Source organism: Dietzia sp. IN118, assembly GCF_032905965.1.
Classification (GTDB): Bacteria; Actinomycetota; Actinomycetes; order Mycobacteriales; family Mycobacteriaceae; genus Dietzia; species Dietzia kunjamensis.
On the sequence record NZ_JAUMSR010000001.1, the window covers coordinates 1,776,501 to 1,798,561 of the forward strand.

Annotated in this window: 23 protein-coding genes; 17 read left to right on the forward strand and 6 right to left on the reverse strand. The window is 70.3% G+C overall.

The features are described from left to right. Positions 1-42: 42 nt before the first annotated feature. A complete protein-coding gene (locus Q2K20_RS08620; protein ID WP_069389235.1) occupies positions 43-1,149 on the forward strand; it encodes a M24 family metallopeptidase in 1,107 nt (368 codons plus the stop codon). Between the two features lie 246 nt (positions 1,150-1,395). Here Q2K20_RS08620 and Q2K20_RS08625 read toward each other — a convergent pair whose 3' ends face one another. Further along, positions 1,396-1,803, reverse strand: coding sequence for a pyridoxamine 5'-phosphate oxidase family protein (locus Q2K20_RS08625; protein WP_069389236.1), 408 nt, complete (start codon positions 1,801-1,803; stop codon positions 1,396-1,398). A 105-nt stretch (positions 1,804-1,908) separates the two neighbouring features. On the opposite strand from Q2K20_RS08625, the gene Q2K20_RS08630 reads away from it, so the two are divergent. Together Q2K20_RS08630 and Q2K20_RS08635 are read left to right on the forward strand one after the other, a co-directional pair. After that, on the forward strand, positions 1,909-2,688 hold the full coding sequence (locus tag Q2K20_RS08630) for an SDR family NAD(P)-dependent oxidoreductase (RefSeq protein ID WP_119191675.1): 780 nt from the start codon (positions 1,909-1,911) through the stop codon (positions 2,686-2,688). Then, positions 2,685-3,914: a cobalt-precorrin-6A reductase gene (locus Q2K20_RS08635; protein ID WP_240341284.1), complete on the forward strand. Its 1,230-nt coding sequence runs from the start codon at positions 2,685-2,687 to the stop codon at positions 3,912-3,914. The genes Q2K20_RS08630 and Q2K20_RS08635 overlap by 4 nt, the downstream gene beginning before the upstream one ends. A gap of 41 nt (positions 3,915-3,955) precedes the next feature. Here the strand turns inward: Q2K20_RS08635 and Q2K20_RS08640 are convergent, their stop codons facing one another. Further along, positions 3,956-4,888, reverse strand: a complete 933-nt coding sequence (locus tag Q2K20_RS08640) for a precorrin-3B synthase (RefSeq protein WP_119191674.1) — start codon at positions 4,886-4,888, stop codon at positions 3,956-3,958. A 69-nt stretch (positions 4,889-4,957) separates the two neighbouring features. Here Q2K20_RS08640 and Q2K20_RS08645 point away from each other — a divergent pair, with 69 nt between their 5' ends. From Q2K20_RS08645 to Q2K20_RS08655, 3 genes are read left to right on the forward strand one after another with little or no spacing between them, the layout of a single operon-like run. Then, on the forward strand, positions 4,958-5,863 hold the full coding sequence (locus tag Q2K20_RS08645; protein WP_119191673.1) for an amidohydrolase: 906 nt from the start codon (positions 4,958-4,960) through the stop codon (positions 5,861-5,863). Next, on the forward strand, positions 5,863-7,458 hold the full coding sequence (gene lnt, locus Q2K20_RS08650) for an apolipoprotein N-acyltransferase (protein ID WP_163375761.1): 1,596 nt from the start codon (positions 5,863-5,865) through the stop codon (positions 7,456-7,458). The genes Q2K20_RS08645 and lnt overlap by 1 nt, the downstream gene beginning before the upstream one ends. Continuing rightward, positions 7,459-8,238 carry a polyprenol monophosphomannose synthase gene (locus tag Q2K20_RS08655; RefSeq protein WP_119191672.1) on the forward strand — a complete coding sequence of 260 codons (780 nt, stop codon included), beginning with the start codon at positions 7,459-7,461 and terminating at the stop codon, positions 8,236-8,238. Positions 8,239-8,356: 118 nt separating this feature from the next. On the opposite strand, the gene Q2K20_RS08660 is transcribed toward Q2K20_RS08655, so the two are convergent. Further along, positions 8,357-8,701 (reverse strand): RNA polymerase-binding protein RbpA, encoded by a 345-nt coding sequence (locus Q2K20_RS08660; protein WP_067714504.1) that lies wholly within the window; start codon positions 8,699-8,701, stop codon positions 8,357-8,359. A gap of 157 nt (positions 8,702-8,858) precedes the next feature. Here Q2K20_RS08660 and Q2K20_RS08665 point away from each other — a divergent pair, with 157 nt between their 5' ends. The 6 genes from Q2K20_RS08665 to Q2K20_RS08690 all read left to right on the forward strand — a co-directional run bounded on the left by Q2K20_RS08665 (position 8,859) and on the right by Q2K20_RS08690 (position 15,288). After that, positions 8,859-9,215, forward strand: a complete 357-nt coding sequence (locus Q2K20_RS08665; RefSeq protein WP_119191671.1) for a hypothetical protein — start codon at positions 8,859-8,861, stop codon at positions 9,213-9,215. Further along, complete coding sequence (locus Q2K20_RS08670) at positions 9,212-10,960, forward strand: alpha/beta hydrolase (protein WP_119191670.1); 1,749 nt, start codon at positions 9,212-9,214, stop codon at positions 10,958-10,960. Before Q2K20_RS08665 ends, Q2K20_RS08670 begins: the two co-directional genes overlap by 4 nt. Positions 10,961-11,027: 67 nt before the next feature. Beyond that, positions 11,028-13,382 (forward strand): ATP-binding cassette domain-containing protein, encoded by a 2,355-nt coding sequence (locus Q2K20_RS08675; RefSeq protein ID WP_119191669.1) that lies wholly within the window; start codon positions 11,028-11,030, stop codon positions 13,380-13,382. 29 nt (positions 13,383-13,411) lie between these two features. Further along, a complete protein-coding gene (locus Q2K20_RS08680; protein ID WP_119191668.1) occupies positions 13,412-13,855 on the forward strand; it encodes a PaaI family thioesterase in 444 nt (147 codons plus the stop codon). 203 nt (positions 13,856-14,058) lie between these two features. Further along, complete coding sequence (locus tag Q2K20_RS08685) at positions 14,059-14,649, forward strand: pyridoxamine 5'-phosphate oxidase family protein (RefSeq protein WP_119191667.1); 591 nt, start codon at positions 14,059-14,061, stop codon at positions 14,647-14,649. 9 nt (positions 14,650-14,658) lie between these two features. Further along, the gene (locus tag Q2K20_RS08690; protein ID WP_119191666.1) at positions 14,659-15,288 is read left to right on the forward strand and encodes a GyrI-like domain-containing protein; all 630 of its coding nucleotides are present in this window, start codon (positions 14,659-14,661) and stop codon (positions 15,286-15,288) included. Between the two features lie 2 nt (positions 15,289-15,290). On the opposite strand, the gene Q2K20_RS08695 is transcribed toward Q2K20_RS08690, so the two are convergent. Further along, entirely contained in the window at positions 15,291-15,737 is a 447-nt protein-coding gene (locus Q2K20_RS08695) for a MarR family winged helix-turn-helix transcriptional regulator (RefSeq protein ID WP_069388879.1), read from the reverse strand. A 60-nt stretch (positions 15,738-15,797) separates the two neighbouring features. On the opposite strand from Q2K20_RS08695, the gene Q2K20_RS08700 reads away from it, so the two are divergent. The 5 genes from Q2K20_RS08700 to Q2K20_RS08720 all read left to right on the forward strand — a co-directional run bounded on the left by Q2K20_RS08700 (position 15,798) and on the right by Q2K20_RS08720 (position 20,612). Then, the gene (locus Q2K20_RS08700) at positions 15,798-16,274 is read left to right on the forward strand and encodes a DoxX family membrane protein (RefSeq protein ID WP_069388880.1); all 477 of its coding nucleotides are present in this window, start codon (positions 15,798-15,800) and stop codon (positions 16,272-16,274) included. Positions 16,275-16,298: 24 nt separating this feature from the next. Then, entirely contained in the window at positions 16,299-17,789 is a 1,491-nt protein-coding gene (locus Q2K20_RS08705) for an amidase (protein WP_119191665.1), read from the forward strand. 696 nt (positions 17,790-18,485) lie between these two features. Continuing rightward, a complete protein-coding gene (locus Q2K20_RS08710; protein WP_017837749.1) occupies positions 18,486-19,598 on the forward strand; it encodes a tyrosine-type recombinase/integrase in 1,113 nt (370 codons plus the stop codon). Next, the gene (locus tag Q2K20_RS08715) at positions 19,595-19,945 is read left to right on the forward strand and encodes a helix-turn-helix domain-containing protein (RefSeq protein WP_017837748.1); all 351 of its coding nucleotides are present in this window, start codon (positions 19,595-19,597) and stop codon (positions 19,943-19,945) included. Before Q2K20_RS08710 ends, Q2K20_RS08715 begins: the two co-directional genes overlap by 4 nt. 40 nt (positions 19,946-19,985) lie before the next feature. Next, positions 19,986-20,612 (forward strand): hypothetical protein, encoded by a 627-nt coding sequence (locus Q2K20_RS08720; RefSeq protein ID WP_317176770.1) that lies wholly within the window; start codon positions 19,986-19,988, stop codon positions 20,610-20,612. Here the strand turns inward: Q2K20_RS08720 and Q2K20_RS08725 are convergent. Beyond that, positions 20,584-21,468 (reverse strand): IS3 family transposase, encoded by an 885-nt coding sequence (locus Q2K20_RS08725; RefSeq protein WP_204650704.1) that lies wholly within the window; start codon positions 21,466-21,468, stop codon positions 20,584-20,586. The two genes, Q2K20_RS08720 and Q2K20_RS08725, sit on opposite strands and share 29 nt — an antisense overlap. Next, a complete protein-coding gene (locus Q2K20_RS08730) occupies positions 21,465-21,758 on the reverse strand; it encodes a transposase (RefSeq protein ID WP_006898371.1) in 294 nt (97 codons plus the stop codon). Before Q2K20_RS08730 ends, Q2K20_RS08725 begins: the two co-directional genes overlap by 4 nt. Between the last annotated feature and the right edge of the window lie 303 nt (positions 21,759-22,061).

Below are 22,061 nucleotides of genomic sequence, written 5' to 3' on the forward strand. Positions count from 1 at the left end.
GTCGGCTCCGGCCCACTGCGGCCCCGGCCTACTGTGGAGGACATGAACAGCCCCACTACGCAGATCCACTCGCACCGTCTGGCAGCCGTCCGCGATCGCGCGCGGGACCTCGGGATCGACCACGTGGTGGTGTATTCCGGCGAGGACATGTCCTACCTCACCGGTGAGCGCATGGACTCGCACGAGCGGCTCACCGCGCTGGTCGTGCCCGTGGACGGGGCAGAGCCACTGCTGGTGCTGCCGTCGCTCGAACTCACCGACGTCACCCGGCGAGCCGCCGACCGCGTGGGCGCGAGGATCCACCCGTGGGCGGACGGGACCGACGCCATCGCGCTCGTCACCGGGTCGGTCGCCGGGCGGGTGGCGGTGTCCACCGCCCTGCCGGCGTTGCACCTGGTGCCGCTCCAGGACGGGGTCGACGGCGAGGTGGTCCTCGCCTCGGAGGTGATCGACCACGTGCGGGCCGTGAAGACCGCGCACGAGGTGGGCGAGCTCGCCGAGGCCGCCCGTCGCATCGATGCAGTGCATGCCCGGATGGGGGAGTTCCTGCAGGTGGGCCGGACCGAGGCGGAGGTGGGCGAGCTCATCACCGCCGCCATCGAGGCCGAGGGGCTCACGCGCGCCGAGTTCGTGATCGTCGGCTCGGGCCCGAACGGCGCCGACCCGCACCACGGGGTGTCCGACCGGGTGGTCGAGACCGGCGACATCGTGGTGGTGGACATCGGCGGGCCGCTGCCCAGCGGCTATCACTCCGACTGCACCCGGACCTACTCGATGGGCCAGCCCTCCGCCGAGGTCGCCAAGACGTACGCGGTGCTGGAGGAGGCGCAGCGCCTGGCACGCGAGTCCGTCCGACCGGGGATCGCGATCGGCGAGGTCGATGCCGCCGCACGCGAGCACCTCGCCGCGGCCGGGCTCGGGGAGTTGTTCATCCACCGCACCGGGCACGGGATCGGCCTGGGACTGCACGAGCCGCCGTTCGTCGCACCCGGAGCCGATACCGTGCTGGAGGAAGGGATGACCTTCTCGGTCGAGCCCGGCGTCTACACGACCGGGTCGTGGGGCGCGCGGCTCGAGGACATCGTGGCCGTCACCGCCGATGGCCGCCGCGACCTCAACGACGGCGAGCGCGGCCTGCGCGTCCTCTAGAGTCGGCGGACGCCAGCCTGCCCGCATCCGCTCCCGCCCCTGGCGCCTCGCCCCCCGCCCCTGCACGCGTCCGCCACAGCCGCCCCCGGGCATGTCGTCCGGCCTGCGCCTCGGCTCACGCGAGACGCCATGGCGGCGGGCGGCTATGACCGAGCAGGCGAACCCGGGAGATTCCTCTGATTCCGTCCGGCAGGCCGCGGCCCGGCGCGCACCCAGCGCGCACCCGCCGAGCGCCCGGCCGCGGTGTCAGTCGCCGGTGAACATCTGCTTGGAGCCCAGGACGCGATCCACCTCTATCGCCAACACCACCCGCTCGGGGTTCGGACTCGGCTCGCGGTACCGCAGCGCGTAGCGGCGCTCGCCCTCGCGGACCGAGTCGGGATCCTCGAGGAGGCGGATGGTGCCCTCGAAGGTGAGCCACCGTCCGCGGTCGACGTGCGAGACCGCCGCGCGGCCGCCACGCCGGGCGTTGGCCGCCTTCTGCGATCCCCGCCGGGTGATGACGCGCGCCAGCCCGCCCTCCACGTCGATCGTGAAGCCCACGGCGACCACGTGGGGCGAACCGTCGCGCCGGAGTGTGGTCAGGCTGCCGAGGTGGTATTCGGACAGGAACCGGTGTGCCTCGTCAGAGAGTTCTGCCATCGAGTGGGCCATGACGCCGAGCCTGCCACAGTGAACCGACTGCAGTGAGCCGGCCGCAGTGAGCGGACCGCAGTAAGCCGACGCAGAGCGCGACGCGGTACGTGGGACACTGGGCCCATGCCCACATCCGCAACCCCGTCGTCCCGGTCCGAATCCGGCGGTGAGGTCGTGGTGGTCTTCGGTGGCCGCAGCGAGATCGGTCTGGCCGTCGCCCACCGCCTCGCACCCGGCCGCACCGTCGTGCTCGCGAGCCGCCCCGGTGGCGACGTCTCCGCGCTCGAGGCCCCACTCCGGACCGCGGGCGCCGTCGCGGTGGAGCTCGTGGACTTCGACGCCGACGACCTCGACTCGCACGCCGCGATCGTGGCGGACATCGAGACCCGGGTCGGGGAGATCGACATCGCCGTCCTGACGTTCGGCATCCTGGGCGACCAGGAGGTGGCCGAGCGCGATTCCCGGGCCGCGGCCCGCATCCTGCACACCGACTTCGTGGCGCAGGCCGCGCTTCTCACGGTCCTCGCCGAGCGGATGAAGCCCCGTCGCCGCGGGGTTCTCGTGGCGTTCTCCTCGGTCGCCGGGCAGCGGGTCAGGCGCGCCAACTACGTGTACGGCTCGGCCAAGGCGGGACTCGACGGGTTCGCCTCCGGCATGGCCGACGCCCTGCACGGCACGGGCGTCACGCTGGTGATCCCGCGTCCGGGCTTCGTGATCGGCCGGATGACCGAGGGCATGGACCCCGCACCGTTCTCGTCCACGCCGGACCAGGTGGCGGACGCGGTGGTCGACCGGGTGGAGTCGCGCACGGCGGGTGTGGTGTGGATCCCGTGGCAGCTGCGCGTGATGTTCGCCGTCGCACGGCTCGTCCCGCAGCCGATCTGGAGGCGGATGCCGCGGTGAGCGCTCCACCCCGGTCGGGCGCCGACCCGGCCGCCGTACACCTTGTCGGCACCGGTCCCGGCCCCGTCGATCTGCTCACCGTCCGCGCCTCCCGACTCATCGCCATGAGCGGCACCGTCCTGGCGGAGCCGGGTCCGGTCGGCCCTGGGGCGCTGGGACTGTGCCCGTCGACGGCCCTGGTCATCGACGCCTCCGAGCTGTCGCCGACAGACGCCGCCGCGAGGATGTGTGAGGCCGTCGACCGCGGCGACCGGGTCGTCCGGCTCTATCCGGGCGATCCCACGGACCACCCCGAGCTGCCGGCCCACACCGGCGCCCTCGACGCCGAGGGGATCAGCTGGGAACTCGTGCCCGGCATTCGTTCCGGCGCCCCTGTCGAGGCCCACCGGGACGCGCGGCCCGCGCCCGCCCCGGAGGCCCCTCGGTCTCAGCCCGTCGCCCCGTCCGCGACCGCGATGCCGGGAGGCTCGCCCGGCCTGATCCTGGTGCTAGGGGGCACGGGCGAGGCCCGTCGACTCGCCGACCTCATGGTCACCGCCGGGCTGGACGTCGTCACCTCGCTGGCGGGCAAGGTCACGCGGCCGAGACTCCCCCGTGGGGAGGTGCGGATCGGTGGCTTCGGAGGTGCGGAGGGATTAACGCACTGGATGCGCGAGAACGGCGTCAGCGCCGTCATCGACGCGACCGACCCGTTCGCCGACCAGATCTCGGTGTCCGCGGTCCACGCCGCGCGCGAGACGGCCACGCCGCTGCTCCGCCTGCACCGCCCGCCGTGGACCGAGCAGGCGGGCGACGAGTGGATCCGCGTCCCGAACATGCAGACCGCGGCCCACGTGGTGCGGGAGCGTTTCCGCCGGCCGATGCTCACGGTCGGCAAGCAGGGCGCGTCCGCGTTCGCCGGGGACACCCGGGGGTCGTATCTCATCCGGTGCTCCGAGCCGCCCCCCGGGGCGCTGCCGCACCGCTACCTGCTGGTATTGGACCGGGGCCCCTTCGGGGTGGAGTCCGAGCGGACGCTAATGTCCCGCCACCGGATCGACGTGCTGGTCACCCGCAACAGCGGCGGAGCCACCTCCGAGGCCAAGCTCGCCGCCGCCCGCGACCTGCGCATACCGGTGGTGATGGTGGACCGGCCCGAGACCCCGCAGGCCCCTCGGGTCCCTGAGACCGTGCACTCCGTCGAGGACGCCGCCCGCTGGCTGGTCGAGCGGTTCGGCGCGCGCTGAGCCTGCCCAACTGCTGAGCCGACCTCACCACAGAACCGACCTCACGGGAAAGCCGTCACCCAGGGCGATTCGGCGTCGAAGATCATCCCCATCGGTGCCAGCACCCGCACCACCTGCTCCGCCATCGGTTCGGTGAGTTCGTGCAGGCCGATGACCCGGTCGGCCGAGACGGTGGTCGGACGCTCCACCGCGCCGAGAAATTCGGCGAGTCGGGCGGGAACGACGCCGTCGGGCACCACGGCGAGCAGGCTCACCAGCCCGTCGGCGGTGTCGATCCAGCCCACCCTCGGCACGTCTACATCGGTAGCAGGAGGGGACGTCGGGTCGACGGGAGCGGGGATGGTCCGGGGGTGGGATCCCAGGGCGTCGACGACGAGCTGGTGCAGGTCGCCGGACCCGGGCACTCGCGTCGGTCCCGCCGAACCGGTGAGCTTCACGGCCGCGTCGACCAGCACGGTGGCGGCGTCGGCCACCGCGACCCGGAGCGGGACGGGGTGACCGGCGACGTGGACCCGCGCGCCGCCGTCGGACCCGTCCACCGCCACCGCCAGGTCGGGGGAGTGCGCCAGGACGTCGCCCGACCCGTCGTCGATCCCGAACAGCACCTGCCCGTGCAGGGCGTCAGCCGCGTCGCGGGCGAGCAGCGCGGCCCCGAGCCCCGTCGGCAGGTCGCCGACGTCGTGATGCCCGCCGAGCCGGCCGGCCAGAGGAGAGGCGATGATGTCGCGTCCCCTGGGGTGGGCGACTGCCTCGGGCAGGCCCGCGGCCTCGAGGTCCCGCACCGCGAGATCGATCGGATCCCGGTCCGCGCCCACGATCCGGGCTGCGCCCCTGGCCGTGAGCTGGATGCCGCCGCGATGTCCGGCCGCGAGCTCCGCCAGGGCGGTCCAGTGCTCGGGGCGCAGCCGGCCGCCGGGAAAGCGCAGGGTGTCCCCGGGTCGGGACGACCCGGCCGCGTGGTGGGAGTCGTTCATGAGCACCCAGCGTAGGCGCGGGGGGTGGGCGGCCGGGCCGCCGGTCGGTGCTCGGGGATAATCGCCCGCATGACCGCTTTCCTGGCTACCGGGGGCCGGGTGCTCACGCCCGCCTCACGAGACGCAACCGCCCTGGCACACGAGAACGGGCTCATCGTGTGGGCCGGCTCGGATGCCCCGGGCCCCGCCCTGTTCCGGGGTGCCGAGCAGGTCGACCTGGAGGGGGACTGGGTGGCCCCGGCGTTCGTCGAGTGCCTCCCCGACGGCCTCGACCCGGCGGTTGCGGCCGCCGGCGGCGTGGTGCCCGCCGGTCTGCCGCGCGCACACGGGCTCGAGGAGGTCGAGGAGCGGGTGCGTGCGGGGGAGCGGGTGGTGCTCGACGACACCGTCGACCCGGCGCGCCTCGCGACCGAACTCACCCGCCTCGCCACCGAACTCGGCGGGCCGGCGGTCGCCCGGTGCATCCCGGTCCTCGTCGGCGGGGCCGGGGCTGGGAACGCGGACGGCGACACGCTCGCCGCCCTGGCCGCCGTGGGCACGGTGAGCCTGTTGCGCCCACTCGTCGATGACCTGACGGGGATCGACCTCGTGCGCATCGCCGCCTCCGGCGTGGCGCTGGCCGCGTCCACCCGGGCCGGTGACGAGGTCCGGCCGTGGGACGCCCTGCGGGCCCTGACCTCCGTCGAGGGCGGCCGTGGCCTGTCCCCGCGGGCGGCGTTCACCGCGACCACCCGGGGCGCACACCGGGCGGCCGGCGCGCGCGACGGCACGGCGGGCACCCTCACCCCGGGCACGGCGGCCACCTTCGCGAGGTGGCGGACCGGGGAGCTGGCCGTGATCGCCGCGGACGACGCCGTCCAGCGGTGGTCCACGGACCCGCGCTCCGGAGTTCCTCCGATGCCGGATCTCACCGGACCCGACCCCGTTCTGCGCGCGCTCGTCGTGGACGGCCTGCCCGCCGGCCCCGCGACCTGATGCCCCTGCTCACCAGGCTGGCCTTCGCGGCTGCCGCCGGGGCGCTGCTGGCGGCCTCGTTCCCCCCGGTGGGTCTGTGGTGGACGGCGCTTCCCGCGATCGCCGTCCTCGTCGTCGTCCTGTCCCCGTCCGGCGCCTCCACGGTCCGGCCGCGCACCGGCGCGCTCCTCGGGTTCACCTCCGGCCTGGTCTTCTTCCTCCTCCTGGTGCCGTGGGTGGGCCTGTACGTGGGCGCCTACGCCTCGTGGGGCCTGTCGGTGGTCGAGGCGCTGTACCTCGCCGCGTTCGGCGCCGGCGCCGCGGTCATCCTCCGGGCCGGCCTGGACCCCGGCAACCGGCGCGGCCCGCGTGCGGTCGGCGCCGTGCTCGGGGTGGCCGGCTGGTGGTCCCTGTGGGAGTGGGTCCGCTCGTCCTGGCCCTGGGGCGGCTTCCCGTGGGGACGGCTGGCGTTCGGCCAGGCCGACGGGCCGCTGCTGCCGCTGGCGTCACTGGGCGGCACCCCACTGGTCGGGTTCGCGGTGGCGTCGGTGGGGGCGGCGATCGGCGTCGCCGTCCTGCTCCTCGCGCGCCGTGACCGACCCGTCCGCGCCGCCGCCGGCCTGCTCACGGTGCCCCTGGTGACCGCGGGCCTGGTCGCCGTCGCGGCCCTCGCCCCGACCGGCGGCGAGCCCACCGACACCGTCGAGGTCGCCGTGATCCAGGGCAACGTCCCGCGCCTCGGCCTGGACTTCAACGCCCAACGCCGCGCGGTGCTCGAGAACCACCTGCGCGTCACCGCCGAGTACGCCGACGATGTCGAGGCCGGCACCGAGGCCCCGCCGGATTTCGTGCTGTGGCCGGAGAACGCCTCCGACATCTCGCCGCTGGCCGACCAGCTCGCCGCCGCCCAGATCACCGCCCTGTCCCGCCGTCTGGAGGCACCGATCCTCGTGGGCACCGTCCTGCCCACCGGCGAGGGCCGCGAAGCGCACAACTCTTATCTCGTGTGGGACGGCCGTTCCTCTGGCCCCGCCGAGGGCCCGGTGGTCGACCGCCACGACAAGAAGTACATCCAGCCGTTCGGGGAGTGGCTCCCGCTGCGCGAGCCGCTCGAGGCGCTGTTCCCGATCGCCCGGACCGCCGGGCACTTCATCCCCGGCGACGGCGACCACGTCGTCACCGCGGGCGGGGTGGACCTGGGCGTGGCCATCTGCTTCGAGGTCGCCTTCGACGCCGCCGCCCGCGAGCCCGTCTCCCGCGGCGCGCAGATCCTCACCGTCCCCACCAACAACGCCACCTTCGGCCGCTCACCCATGACGTACCAACAACTCGCGATGTCCCGGGTGCGGGCCGTGGAGCACGACGTGCCCGTGCTGATCGCCGCGACCAGCGGGGTCAGCGCCGTCATCGGCCCCGACGGCGACGTCCGCGCCGAGAGCGGCATCTTCGAGCCCGCGGTGCTGGCGGCGCAGGTCGAGGTGGGCGGGGCCGGTACGATGGCAACCCGACTGGGTGGCATCCCGCAGGCGGTGAGCTGCCTCATCGGGCTCGTCGCACTGGCATGGGCGCTGGTCCGCACCCGGCAACGAGCCGCGACCCGAACCGAGGAGAAGTAAGTGACCGATCCGACGACGCCGGGCCGACACGCGCCGTCCGCGCGCACCCTGGTGATCATCCCGACCTACGACGAGCGGGACAACCTGCCCGGCGTGGTGGAGCGGTTGCTGGCCGCGGCCCCCGAGGTGTCGGTCCTCATCGCCGACGACAACAGCCCCGACGGCACCGGCGAGGTCGCCGACCGGCTCGCCACCGAGGACCCGCGCGGGCGCATCACCGTGATGCACCGCGAGGGCAAGCAGGGGCTCGGGGCCGCGTACATCGCCGGGTTCCGCTGGGGTCTCGAGCGCGGGTACACCGTGCTCGTGGAAATGGACGCCGACGGCAGCCACCCGCCCGAGCGGCTCCCCGCGATGCTCGCCGCCGTCGACGGGGGCGCCGACCTGGCGATCGGCTCCCGCTACGTCCCCGGCGGCTCGGTGGTCAACTGGCCGTGGCAGCGCCACGTCATCTCCCGCGGCGGCAACGTCTACTCCCGGGTCATGCTGGGCGTGGGCATCAAGGACATCACCGCCGGCTACCGCGCCTACCGGGCCGACGCCCTGGCCGAGCTGGACCTCGACGCCATCGAGTCCAAGGGCTACTGCTTCCAGATCGACATGACGTGGCGCCTGCTGAACAACGGGCGCCGGGTCACGGAGGTGCCCATCACCTTCACCGAGCGCACCGTCGGTCAGTCCAAGATGAGCGAGTCGATCTTCCGCGAGGCCGCGGTCAACGTGGCCCGCTGGGGCTGGGAGAAGCGTCGACACCAGCTCAAGGGCCTCGTCGGCCGCTGACCCGGTGCGCGCCGGCTCCGGCCGCACACCGACCCCGGATACAGGAGAACGCCCCGGCCCTGCGGGGCCGGGGCGTTCCGGTGCCACCGGGTGATATCCGGTGACCGCTCGGTACTACCTACCGCGCACCGGCGCGGCGCCGCTTCTTGAGCAGGTCCATCCGCTCCTTGAGCAGCTCCTCGAGCTCCTCCAGGGAGCGACGCTCGAGCAGCATGTCCCAGTGGGTACGCGGCGGCTTGCCCTTCTTGACCTCGACCGCGGGGCCGTCGATGAGCTGGCCCTCCTGGCCGTTCTTGCACATCCAGGCGCCGGGGATCTCGGCGTCATCGGCGAACGGGACCTCGTAGACCTCGCCATTGGGGGTCTGGTACCGCGCCATGCGGCGCGGCGCGAGGTCGGTGTCCCGGTCGGTCTCGTAGCTCACCGCACCGAGGCGGCTGCCCCTGAGGACTCGATCTGCCATGCGAACTCCTTCTGCCGTGTTCGTCTGCGTCAATTCATGCGGATCGACACGACGCTGCGTGGTTCCTGCTTGTGTCAACGCCAGGGGAACCCCCAAATGTTCCCACGTCCCGACACCACGGGCCACCGCGGGGGCGCCGCTGGGTAACCTCACACCCGTGGAACCCGACGCCCGACCCGAGCCGACCGCGCCCCGGAGGGGCGAGGCCTCGTGCGCCTGGTGCGGTCGCCCCGTGGACGAGGGCGGGACCGGGCGCCGGCGCCGCTACTGCCGGCGGTCCTGCCGGCAGCGGGCCTATGAGCAGCGCCGGTCGCTCCGGATGCAGGACCTGCCCGAGGGCACGGTCGTGCTCACCGAGGCCGAATCGACCGACCTGATGGACCGCATGTTCCAGCTGCGCTGCGCCTGCGAGGATCTGCGGACCGCCATCGCCGAGGGCGAGGACCCCGCCGAGCTGGCCCGCATGTCCGAGGACCTGGTGGCGGCGGCGAGACGGGCCGAGCGCCTGCGGTGAGCGAGGACGGAGAGGCCGGTCGGCCGACAGCGGGGACCACGCCCGTCGCCGCGCTCCGGACGTGGTGGGAACGCTGGCGCCCCTCGGTCACCGGCCTCATCGTGGCCGCGCTGGCGGCGTGGGTCTCGCTCATGCCGTCCCTGCTGCCGCGGGCCTGGTACTACCAGGGGGTGGTCACCGGCGTGTCGATGCTGGTGGGCTACGGGGTCGGCGTCGCTCTGAGGACCCTCTGGCTGCGGGTCGTGGCGCCCCGCATCACCCTCCACCCCGACCTCCTCGCGTTCGGTGACCGTCTCCTGACCTTCGCCCGTCTGTCCGCCCCGTACATCCTGGTGGTCTACCTCATCACGGCCACGGCCACGGCGATCCGCTGGCAGGACCAGGTCTCCGATCTGGTGCGCTCACCCCGCCCGCCCTGGGCGGACTACATGAAGATCCCGTGGGTCGCCCTGGCGATCTTCCTGGGGCTCCTCATCGCAGCCCGCGGCATCCGGGCGGGGTACCGGTGGTCGGCCCGCGCGGTGGGCCGCAGGTTCGGCGTGGAGGAGTACACCGCCCGGCTCACGGGCGTCGTGATGGTGGCCGTCCTCGCACTCGGCGTGGTGCAAGGTGTGGTGCCGCGCCTGTTCTTCGGCGGCGCCAACCGTATCTTCAGCGGGCAGAACAACGAGGACCTCCCCGGCGCGCGACCGCCGACGGCGCCCGAGCGATCCGGGTCCCCGGACTCCGTCGTGGACTTCGGGGACCTGGGCCTGCAGGGCCGACGGTTCGTGAGCGGCGGCCTCGACGGGCAGCACCTGGGGGATCTGTTGGGCGAAGACGCGCCCGAGCCGATCCGGGCGTACGCCGGTCTGGAGTCCGCACCGACCGACGACGAGCGTTCCGCCCTGGTGGTGGAGGAGCTGGAGCGGACCCGGGCCTGGGAACGTGAGTCGGTGGTGATCGCCCCGACCACCGGCACCGGGTGGATCAACCCCCACGCGGCTCAGGCCATCGAACTGCTCTCCGGTGGCGACGTGGCGATCGTGGGCACCCAGTACTCGTACCTGCCCAGCTGGATCTCGTTCCTCGCCGACCGCGAGAAGGCGGAGGTGGCGGGCCGGTCACTGATCGAGGCGGTGGTGACCTGGCGCGACTCCCTCCCACCGGGTCGGCCGCAGCCGAAGCTGTACGTCTACGGCGAGAGTTTGGGCACCCAGGCCGGCGAGGCGGCGTTCTCGGGGATCCGCGATATCCGGGCGACGGTGGACGGGGTGCTCTGGGTCGGCCCGCCCAATTCCAACCACATCTGGCACGCGCTCGTACAGCGACGCGACCCCGGTACCCCGGTCACCGAGCCGGTGTACGCGGACGGCCTGCTGGTGAGGTTCTCGGAGGATCCCGCGGAGTTCCGCGACGACGACACCCCGTGGATCCCGCCGCACGTCCTGTACGTCCAGCACGCGACCGACCCGGTGGTGTGGTGGACCCCGGATCTGCTGTTCGACCGCCCCGCGTGGCTGGCCGAACCGCCCGGCAAGGGCCGACATCCGGGCATGTTCTACATGCCCGTGTTGACCCTGTTCCAGGTGACCGCGGACCTCGGAAACGCGATCGGCGGGTCGCAGGGCTACGGCCACCTGTACGACCATCAGATCCTCGACGGATGGGCGGCCGCGACGGGACGCGAGGGATGGGACGACGACGAGTTCCAGCGGTTCGCCCGACTGCACGCCACCGCGATGGAGCAGCAGGACCGCGGCTGACGCCCTTTCCCGCCGGGGGCCCGCGGTCTAACGTTGCCGCTGAGCGGACAGGCTGAGGAGACCCGGGATGAGCGCCCACACGGCAGACACGCACGACACCATCCGCGTCCTCGGCGCGCGGGAGAACAACCTCCGGTCGATCGACGTGGATCTGCCCAAGCGGCGGCTCACGGTGTTCACCGGCGTCTCCGGATCCGGCAAGAGCTCGCTGGTGTTCTCGACCATCGCGGCGGAGTCGCAGCGGATGATCAACGAGACCTACAGCGCGTTCCTCCAGGGCTTCATGCCCACCCTGGCGCGGCCGGACGTGGACGTGCTGGAGGGGTTGACCACGGCGATCGTCGTGGACCAGGAGCGGATGGGCTCCGACCCCCGCTCCACGGTCGGCACCGCCACGGACACCGGGGCGATGCTGCGGATCCTGTTCAGCCGTCTCGCGCAGCCGAGGATCGGCGGCCCCAAGGCGTACTCCTTCAACGTCGCGTCGGCGTCCGGGGTGGGGACGCTGAAGAAGGCCGACGGCACCCGGCAGAAGGCCGAGTTCTCCATCACCGGCGGGATGTGCGTCCGCTGCGAGGGTCGCGGATCGGTGTCCGATTTCGACGTCGACGCGCTGGTGGACCGCTCCAAGTCCCTGTCCGAGGGCGCGATCACCGTCCCCGGATACTCGATGGACGGCTGGTACGGCCGCATCTACTCCGGCTCCGGGTTCTTCGACATGGACAAACCGGTGGGGGAGTTCACCGATCGGGAGATGCACGACCTGCTGCGTAAGGAGCCGGTCAAGGTCAAGGCCGACGGCATCAACGTCACCCTCGAGGGCCTGATCCCCAAGATCCAGAAGTCGATGCTGTCCAAGGACGTCGAGGCGATGCAACCGCACATCCGCTCGTTCGTCGAGCGGGCCGTGGTGTTCACCACGTGCCCCGAATGTGACGGCACCCGGCTCAACGAGGGGGCCCGGTCGTCCCGCATCGGGGACAGGAACATCGCCGACGTCTCGGCCATGCAGATCACCGACCTGGCGGAGTGGCTGCGCGGCCTCGAGGAGCCGTCGGTCGCGCCGCTGCTGGACTCGTTGCAGCACACGCTCGATTCGTTCGTGGAGATCGGCCTGGGGTACCTGTCGCTCGACCGCCCCGCGGGCACTTTGTCAGGCGGCGAGGCACAGCGGGTCAAGATGATCCGCCACCTCGGTTCCGCCCTGACCGACGTCACCTACGTGTTCGACGAGCCGTCGATCGGCCTGCACCCCCACGACATCCAACGCATGAACGGGCTGCTCCTGCGGCTGCGCGACAAGGGCAACACGGTCCTGGTGGTGGAGCACAAGCCGGAGACCATCGCGATCGCCGACCACGTCGTCGACCTCGGACCCGGCGCCGGCTCCGAAGGCGGTCGGATCTGCTTCGAGGGATCGGTCAGCGGGCTCCGCGGGAGCGACACCGTCACCGGCCGGCATCTCGACGACCGCGCCGCGCTGAAGAACAGCGTGCGGGCGGCCACCGGGCGGATCGAGGTGCGTGGTGCGACAGCCCACAACGTGCGAGGCGTGGATGTGGACATCCCCCTCGGGGTGCTGTGCGTGGTGACCGGTGTGGCGGGGTCGGGCAAGAGTTCGCTCATCCACGGCTCGGTGTCGCCTCGCGACGGGGTGGTGGCGATCGACCAGGCCGCCATCCGCGGGTCGCGGCGCAGTAATCCGGCGACCTACACGGGACTCCTCGAACCCATCAGGAAGGCGTTCGCCAAGGCCAACGGCGTCAAGCCGGCGCTGTTCAGCCCGAACTCCGAGGGCGCGTGTCCCACCTGCAAGGGCGCGGGCGTTATCTACAGCGACCTGGCCATGATTGCCGGCGTCGCGACGACGTGCGACGACTGCGAGGGCAGGCGCTTTCAGGCCGAGGTGCTCGAGTACCGGTTCGGTGGCCGGAACATCGGCGAGGTGCTGGCGATGTCCGTCGCCACGGCCGAGGAGTTCTTCGCCGGGGGAGAGGCGCGGATCCCCGCCGCGCACAAGATCCTCGCCCGGCTCCGCGATGTCGGCCTGGGCTACATCCGGCTCGGTCAGCCCCTGACCACGCTGTCCGGTGGCGAGCGTCAGCGGCTCAAGCTGGCCGCCCAGATGGCCGACAAGGCCGAGGTCTACGTGCTGGACGAGCCGACCACGGGCCTGCACCTGGCCGACGTCGCGACCCTGCTGGCGATGCTCGACCGGCTGGTCGATGCCGGGAAGTCGGTGATCGTGATCGAGCACCATCAGGCCGTGATGGCCCACGCGGACTGGATCATCGACCTCGGTCCCGGCGCCGGTCACGACGGCGGCCGGATCGTGTTCGAGGGCACCCCGGCCGAACTCGTCGCCGGTGCCTCCACTCTCACCGGCGAGCACCTGGCGAGGTACGTGGCTGCGGCGACCTAGCCGGAACCAGCAGCGGGTAGAAAGAGCGGATGACCGATTCCGGCGGGTTCCCTGATGCCAACTCCTCCGACGCCAGCGTCTTCGTCCGGGCGTCCGGGCTCGTCGTCGACGAGGTGACCACCACCTCGCTGCGCGGCCACGCGGACCTGGGGGAGGGGCACGTCACGGCGTGGGGGACGGTCCACGGCGGCGTCTACGCGAGCATCGTGGAGTCCGCCGGCGGTGCGGGAGCCGGATTTGCGGTCGCTGACCGGGGGCAGATCGCGGTCGGCGTCCACAACGGCACCGACTTCCTCCGGCCATCCACCGGCGGGCGGGTCGAGGTCTCCGCGCATGCCCTGTTCCAGGGCCGCAGCCAGCAGCTGTGGGATGTCGTGATCAGCCAGGCCGAGGGTGGAACCGTGCTCGCGCGGGGCCAACTCCGGCTGCAGAACGTGCCCAGGCCGGACACCGCCGCCACGCCCGGACGCTGAGTACTCAGCGGAGCTGCGCTGCCCTGCGTGTGCCCTCGTCACCGAGACGCATGCCACCGGGATGGTCGGCATCATGCCCGGTCAGGCGGTCCGTCCGAATCTCTTGTGCAGCGCCTGTGTGCTGACACCGAGCACCATGCCGATCTCCGCCCAGCTCATGCCCTGCAGCCTGGCGTGCCGCACCGCAACCTATATTGACGACCATGGCAGCCAACCACTACCCGGGAATCGCGTACGGACCGGCGGTGAGGGCCCGGCAGAACGCCGTGGGGGTCACCCTCCCCGTCGCCACCGGTGACTTCGCCCTCGAGGGCACCGATGTCGCACTGATCCGGAGCGCCGACCACTTCTCCCTCTCGACCGTCACCGAGTCGGGCTGGCCGTACACGCAGCACCGCGGCGGCCCGGCGGGATTCGTGCACGTGGTCGACGACACGACCCTCGCCTGGGCCGAGTTCCCGGGCAACCACCAGTACGTCTCCACGGGCAACGTGGATCACGACGGACGCGTCTGCCTGCTCTTCGTCGACTATCCGACCCGACGGCGGTTGAAGGTCTTCGGTCACGCGCGCACGGTCGAGCCGGACAGCGACCCCGACCTGATCGACCGGCTCCGGGCCATGGGGGAGAAGCGGTACTCCGGCCGCGTGGAGCGCGCGATCGTGGTGGACGTCGTGGCCGCTGACGCCAACTGCAGCAAGCACATCACCCCACGGTGGAATCGCCGGTACATCGACGAGTTGACCGCGGTGTACAAACGCCGGATCGCCGAACTCCAGGCCGGATCGGCGTAGCCTGCTGCCATGGTCGGTGACCCGCCCAACTTCGACATCAAACGCGAGCGCAGGGACCTCTACAGCGGCAAGGCCGGCAGAGTCGACCTGGTCGAGGTGCCCCCGATGGACTTCCTCATGGTCGACGGGCAGGGGGATCCCGATACCGCGCCGGAGTACAGGGCCGCCGTCGAGGCGCTGTACGCCACGTCCTACGCCGTGCGCGCCGCCGCCCGGGCCGCGCTGGGACGGGTCCACACGGTGGGCCCGCTCGAGGGCCTCTGGTACGCCGACGACCCGCGGGTGTTCACGGCCCGCGACAAGGACGCCTGGAGTTGGACGATGATGATCTGGCAGCCGGACTGGGTCACCCCGGACATCCTGTCCGCCGCCATGGAGAAAGTGACGACGACGACGGTGCCGGACGCGCACGAGCGGGTGCGGTTCGACGGGTACGCCGAGGGGTCGGCGGTGCAGACGCTGCACGTGGGCCCCTACGACGACGAGGGCCCGATCATCGCGCGGATGCACGAGGAGATCATCCCCTCACACGGGGCGACCCCGTCGGGCCACCACCACGAGATCTACCTCTCGGACCCCCGTAGGTCCGATCCCGCCAGACTCAGGACGATCCTGCGTCAGCCGATCACCATCGGCTGACGCTACTGATCGCCGCGATCGACTCCTTCGAGCGAGGTCACGAGACGCTGGGCCAGGGTCCGCAGCTGGACGAGGTCCTCCTGCGGCATGTCCACCCTGTCCAGCAGGGAACACTGGATCGTCTCGGCTTCGGCGCGCAGCCGCCCGCCGGCCTCGGTGAGGTGCACGTCGACACTCCTCCCGTCGCCGACGGAGCGGGACCGCTCGACCAGTCCGGCATGCTCCAGCCGTGCGAGCAGAGGGGAGAGGGTGCCCGAGTCGAGGAGTAGTCGGTCGCCCAACTGGCGGACCGTCAGCCCGTCCTCCTCCCACAACACGAGCAGGGCGAGGTACTGCGGATAGGTGAGGCCGACCGACGCCAGGGCGTGGCGGTAGGCCGACGTCGAGGCGCGGGAGGCGGCGTAGAGGGCGAAGCAGACTTGCTCTTCCAGTCGGAGATCGGGATCCATCACCCGAGTATCGCCCATTTTTAGGTTGCGCTCAATTAAGTTGTGCGCAACACTACCCCCATGGACAAACTGGACCGGCCCCTGAAGAACTCGCGATCCCGCACACCGGTGCGCCGCCGCAGTGCGGGGGAGGTGGTCCGACATCTCGGACGATGGGCCCTCGGCGCCGCCCTTCTCGGGGCGGGGACCGGGCACCTGACCACCATGCGCGAGGAGTTCCAGGCACAGGTCCCGACGTGGGTCCCACTCGACCCGGACTTCGTGGTCGTCGCCTCCGGCGTGGTGGAACTCGGACTCGGCGCGGCGCTCATCCTCGCACCGGCGCGATACCGGCCGGCGGTGGGCGGCGTGACGGCGGCGTTCTTCGTCGCGATCTTCCCCGGCAACATCTCTCAGTACGTGACGGGCACGGACGCGTTCGGACTCGACAGCGACCGCGCACGCCTCGTGCGGTTGTTCTTCCAGCCCATCCTCGTCGCGTGGGCCCTGTGGTCCACGGGCGCCTGGCGCGCCTGGCGGAACCGGAACAATCGCTGATCGCGCTGCGTAGACTCCGGCCCCATGCGCTTTGACGAGTTCCGAAGTCACGATGCCCTCGGTCTCGCCGCCCTCGTGCGGCAGGGCGAGGTCACCCCGGGCGACCTGCTCGACGCGTCGATCCAGCGCGCCGACGGTGTCAATCCGCGACTCAACGCGATCGTGCGCCGGCTGGACGGGCCGGCTCGCGCCCGGGCGACCGAGGAACTGTCGGGCCCGTTCGCCGGGGTGCCGTTCCTCCTCAAAGATCTCGGTCAGGACTACCGGGGAACACCCACCAGTGGCGGGTCGCGTCCACTGGCCGACGTACCGGCGACCGAGCACGCGACCGTGGTCCGGCGGTGGTTGGACGCGGGCCTGGTGGTCTTCGGCAAGACCAACACCCCGGAGTTCGGGGCCAAGGGAATCACGGAGCCCGAACTGTTCGGCCCCGCCAGGAACCCATGGGACACCAGCCGCAGCCCCGGGGGCTCCTCGGGCGGGTCCGCCGCCGCGGTCGCGGCCGGCATCGTCCCGGTCGCCGGGGCGAGCGACGGCGGCGGTTCGATCCGCATCCCGGCCGCGTGCTGCGGGCTCGTCGGCCTCAAACCCGGCCGCGGACTGGTCCCGATGGGGCCCGCGCGCGGCGAGGCGATGCACGGCGCGGCCACCAATGGCGTCATCTCGCGGTCGGTTCGCGACTCGGCTGCGATGCTGGACGTCCTGATGGGAGGGGAGCCGGGCGGGCCGTACGTCCCGGCCACCCCGTCGGAGTCGTTCCGGTCCCAGGTGGGGGCGGACCCCGGACGTCTGCGGATCGGCGTGTGCACCGCGTCCTCGATCAATTCCTCACCCCACCCTCAGGCTCTCGCCGCTGTGGAGACCGCTGCCAGAGCGCTCGAGGATCTCGGCCACCACGTCGACATCCTCGAGTCACAACCCGTGGACGACCTGGCTCTGGCCCGCGATTTCCTCACCAGCTGGTTCGCCTACCTCGCGTGGTCGGTCGAGGACACCAAGCGCCGGACGGGGTGCGCCGACCGGGACTTCGAGACGGACACGCGGATCGTGGCGGCACTCGGCCGGGCGCAGAGCAGCGTGGACTATCTCGATGCCGTGATGCGGCGGGATCAGTACGTCGGCGAACTCACCAGCTTCTTCGAGGGCTACGACTTGCTCATGACGCCGACGCTCGCAGATCTCCCGCCCCACATCGGCACGCTGGACACCCCGCCGCTCGCGCGTCGCGCGGCGACCGCTTTGCTCGCGACGCGCACAGCTCCGCTGTTGCGACACTCGGGATTCGTGGAGTCGCTCATCGACGCCAACCTGAGCTGGGTGCCGTACACCCAGCTGGCCAACCTGACCGGTCGGCCGGCGCTGTCGCTTCCGCTGCACTGGACACCCGAGGGCGTCCCCATGGGGGTGCACTTCACCGCCGGACTCGGGGGCGAGTCGATGCTGCTGCGTCTGGCCGGCCAGCTCGAACAGGCGCTGCCGTGGACTGACAGGCAGCCGGCGGCTCTGGGCGGATGACCCAGCGGACACACTGCGTCGGGGACACCCACCCGCGAAACGTCACTGTGTCGAATCGGGGCCGACTAGGCGGACCCCACGGAGGCGGCAGCGGATAGATGCCGCGAGACCCCGGGGTGCCTTCGGGCGGTAAACCGACCATATCCACGACCCGGGGCCTCGCAACGAACGGCGGCGACGGATCGCCGCCGGGGAACTCAGGCCATGTCCGACGGGAGGACACTGAGGAGCCACTGGTAGAGATCCACCAGAGGGTTGTGGATGAGCATGAAAGCGTTCTCGACTGATCCGCGCATGATGTCGCACCTTTCTCTACCGAGCGACACGGTGTCGCCTCAGTGACCATTCGTAGCAGTGCGCACGGCGGATGGTGGCGAACTCCGGAAGGTTCTCAACGGACCACCCACTCCCGAAGTGCCGATAATCTACATTATGTAAAGTCGAAAGGACCCTATCTGCGCTCTCCGCACATAGTGAAGGCTCGGGTAAGCATCTGACCCTTTCCCGGAATTAGCCCCGACCTGCATATCGCTTGCGTTGGTGCGGCAGGCCGCGGCGACGTGCTCGCCATGGGCGAGGTCTGTTTCGAGCGGGCACAGAGCACCCCTGAGCTGGCGTTTCCTTGTCGCCCATTGCGGTTAAAGCAATCTGTGTGCGAAACTCGCAATCACGTTCGGGGCTTTGAGGAGGGTCACCATGACCCACGACGACGACAACGTAACGTTCGCTGTTTTCGGTGACCAGGCCCCGGACCCGGACGTCTTCCTGGAAAGCGTCCTGGACGGGTGGGCCCGCCAGCAGCGGGCAAAGGACTTCGCGGCGGCCACGATCGGCACCCGCCGCAAAGCGGTTTTGAATCTCGTGGACTTCTCGGGGCATTATCCGTGGGAATGGACTCTGGCTGACGCCGACGATTTCTTCTCTCACGCCCGTGCGGTGCGGAACCTCTCGCACGGGACTGTGCGCTCCTACCAAGGCGCGATCAAGCTGTTCTGCGATTTTGCTTGCGATCCGCGCTACGACTGGTCCGATCTCAGCGCGACCCAGTTCGGTCGAGTCTTCGCCCAGGTCGTGACTGAACTCAACCGCGTCACTCACTCCGAGCCCACCGAGGCACGCCCGGCCAAGCGCCCATTCACCCAGCACGAGTTGCAGGCCCTGTTCGATCTGGCCGACCTCGAGGTCGAGCGAATCCTGGACTCCGGCCGCAAAGGAGCCGTTGCAGCGTGGCGCGATGCCATCGCGTTCAAGACCGCTTACAGCTGGGGACTGCGATCCAATGAGCTGCGCCATCTCCAGGTGGTGGACTTCTCCCGCAACAGCCGGGCCCCCTATCTCGGCGACCATGGCGTCCTACGCGTGCGCTGGGGAAAGCCGCACCGCGGCTCTGCGAAGAAGGTGCGCTCCGTGCTGACCGTGTGGCCATGGTCGGCCGAGATGATCGACCAGTGGATCCGCCACGGGCTACCGCGGTACGGGCACCCTGTCACCGACTGCTTCCCCACCAGTAGCGGCGCCCTGGTCGGTGCCTCGCACCTGATCGGCCGGCTGAGGTCCTTCGTCGACGAACTCGGTTTCCCTCCCGGACTCGACCTGCATTCCTTCCGCCGCTCGTATGCGACCCAGCTGATCACCGGCGACAACTTCGATGTCACCTTCGTCCAGCTCCAGCTCGGCCACGAACACGCCGCGACGACGTCCATCTACTCGCTGCCCTCCCCCGACTACCAACGCCTGGCCCTGGAACGAGCACACGAGCGCACCATCAGTGCAGCGCTCGGGCTACCCGCATCGGAGAAGAACTCATGAGTAAACGCGACATCAGCTACACCTGGCGGGTCCGCGAGATCATGGCACGTCGCGGCGTGCACACCGCCAAAGACCTCGCCGAGCTCCTGCACGAACGCGGCATCACCCTGACGCCCAACGCCGTCTGGCGCATCGTCGCCCAGGAACCCGAGCGCATTTCCTTCAAGGTGCTCGTCGCTCTCTGCGACGCCCTCGACGTCACACCCAACGACCTGATCACCTACACCGCCGCCGACGCCCGAACCCGCCGCCAACAACAGGCCGCATCCGGCGACGACATCGCCGACCTGCGCGATTTCCGGCCCGTCCGCGCCCGCATCCTCGACGACGATGGCCCACACCGGTAGGCCCGCCACCGGCGGCAACGGATCCGCACGGCCACCCACCGTGACCGGCCTCGCCGAACAGCACAAACGTGGCCGCCCCCGCTCGACCGGGGACCACCGATGCGACCGCTGCCACCAGCAGGTCGCCAAGATTCGCCTCCACTGGCCCGACGGAGCTATCTGCGGACGCTGCTTCACCGAAGCCACCCACACTTACGGCACCTGCCCAGACTGCGCCGAGCACCGCATGCTCCCCGGCCGCTCCCCCGACAATCAGCCCATATGCCGTGACTGCGCCCGCATCACCACCGCCCTGACCTGCACCCGCTGCCACCGCGAAGCCGAACGGTTTCGCGCCGGCCTTTGCATCCGTTGCGCCCTGCACGACGACCTCGACGCGGTTCTCAAACCCGGCGACGACCTCCGGCTCCACCGCCTCATCGGCCTGCTCACCAGCAGCGAACGGCCAGAGAGCATCTACACCTACATGCGCGGAAGCAAGGCCAGAGCCCTCCTGGAGGCGATCGGTGAACGCGAACTTCCACTGACCCACGACGCCTTTGACCAGCTTCCTGACTCCAGAGCCGTCGATCACCTGCGTGCCCTGCTCACCCACCACCGCATGATCTGGAGTGTTCCCGCTAAAGTGGCCACTGCAATTAAGCGGCGAGTTCGTATATGTCTCTGAATCCTAGTTCAAACTCGGCTGGTGTCAAATAGCCCAGTGTGGAATGTCGTCGGGCCCTATTGTAGTACTCCTCAATCCAGGTGAATGTGCTCTTCTTGAGTGCTTTTAGAGTGGGCCACGGGCGCGTGTGAATGAGTTCCTTCTTGTAGCTCGCGAAGAATGATTCTGCGACCGCGTTGTCGAAACAAATGCCAGTGCGCCCCAATGATCGTCGGATATTGTTTTTCGTGCAGTACTTATCGAAGTCGGTGGACGTGTATTGAGTTCCGCGATCGCTGTGGAATATGACTTTTCCGGGTGGTCGACGACGAGCGATGGCCATGTCCAGTGCGTCGGTGACCAGCTCGGTTCGCATGTGGTCGGCCACGGCCCATCCGACGACCATCCGGGAGTGCAGATCGATGACGGTGGCCAGGTACGCCCAGCCGTTCCAGGTCCGTACGTAAGTAATATCGCCGCACCATTTGGTGTTCGCCTCGGCCGCCGTGAAGTCGCGGCCGATGAGGTCAGGTGCCCCAACGGGGCTGTCTCCGGCGACGGTGGTGCGTTTCCACGCCTTCGGGTGGCGGCCTTCCAGACCTGCGACCTTCATGAGCCGCCACACCCGCTTGTGCGAGACCCGGTGGCCGCCGGCGGCGAGTTCCGCACGCATGCGCCGAACGCCGGGACGGCCGTTGAGGTGCTCGTAGTGGTACTCGATCAGCGCTGTTAACTCGTCGTCTCGGAGGTCTCGAGCTGAGCGCGACTTGCCGCGCCACTTGTAGTAGCCAGAAGTCGATACGCCGAGTTGAGCACACATGAACGTGACCGGATATGAATCGGATTCAGCCCAGTCCGCGATAGCCGCGAATTTCACCGCGGGTCTTTCGCGAACCAGGTCGCTACTTTTTTTGCGAACTCCACCTCCATCCGGGCGTGCTTCACTTCTTCGCGAAGGCGCTCGAGTTCCGCCCGCTCGTCCTCATTCAACGGGCGGTCAGACTCACCGTTTCCCTCGTCTCGAGTCTTCTTCACCCATTTCCCCAACGTCATCTCGTGAACGCCGATACTGCGTGCAACTTCGGCGATCGCACGGCCATCATCGATGACCAAACTTACCGCGTTGGCCTTGTACTCGGCAGTGAAGCTCCGACGAGTAGATCCCATAATCCGCTCCCTCTATCTTGGGGGAACTCACCGCTCATCTCCGGGTGTCCACCAGAGCGGGAACGGTCCAATCCCCGAACGCGGCAACGAGACTCTCGTGCGTTTCGAACAATGGCTTGCCACCAGAATCGCCGACCTTCCCGACGACGGCACCAGCCAGCTCATTGAACGCTACGCAACTTGGCAGCACCTCAACCGCATCCGCGCCAAAGCCACAGACCGGAGTTCCGCAGCTTGTAGGCATTCGTAGTAGTTCGTGATCGGGCCGTGCCTGGTCAGGGCCTTGCATGCTGTCTGGAATCC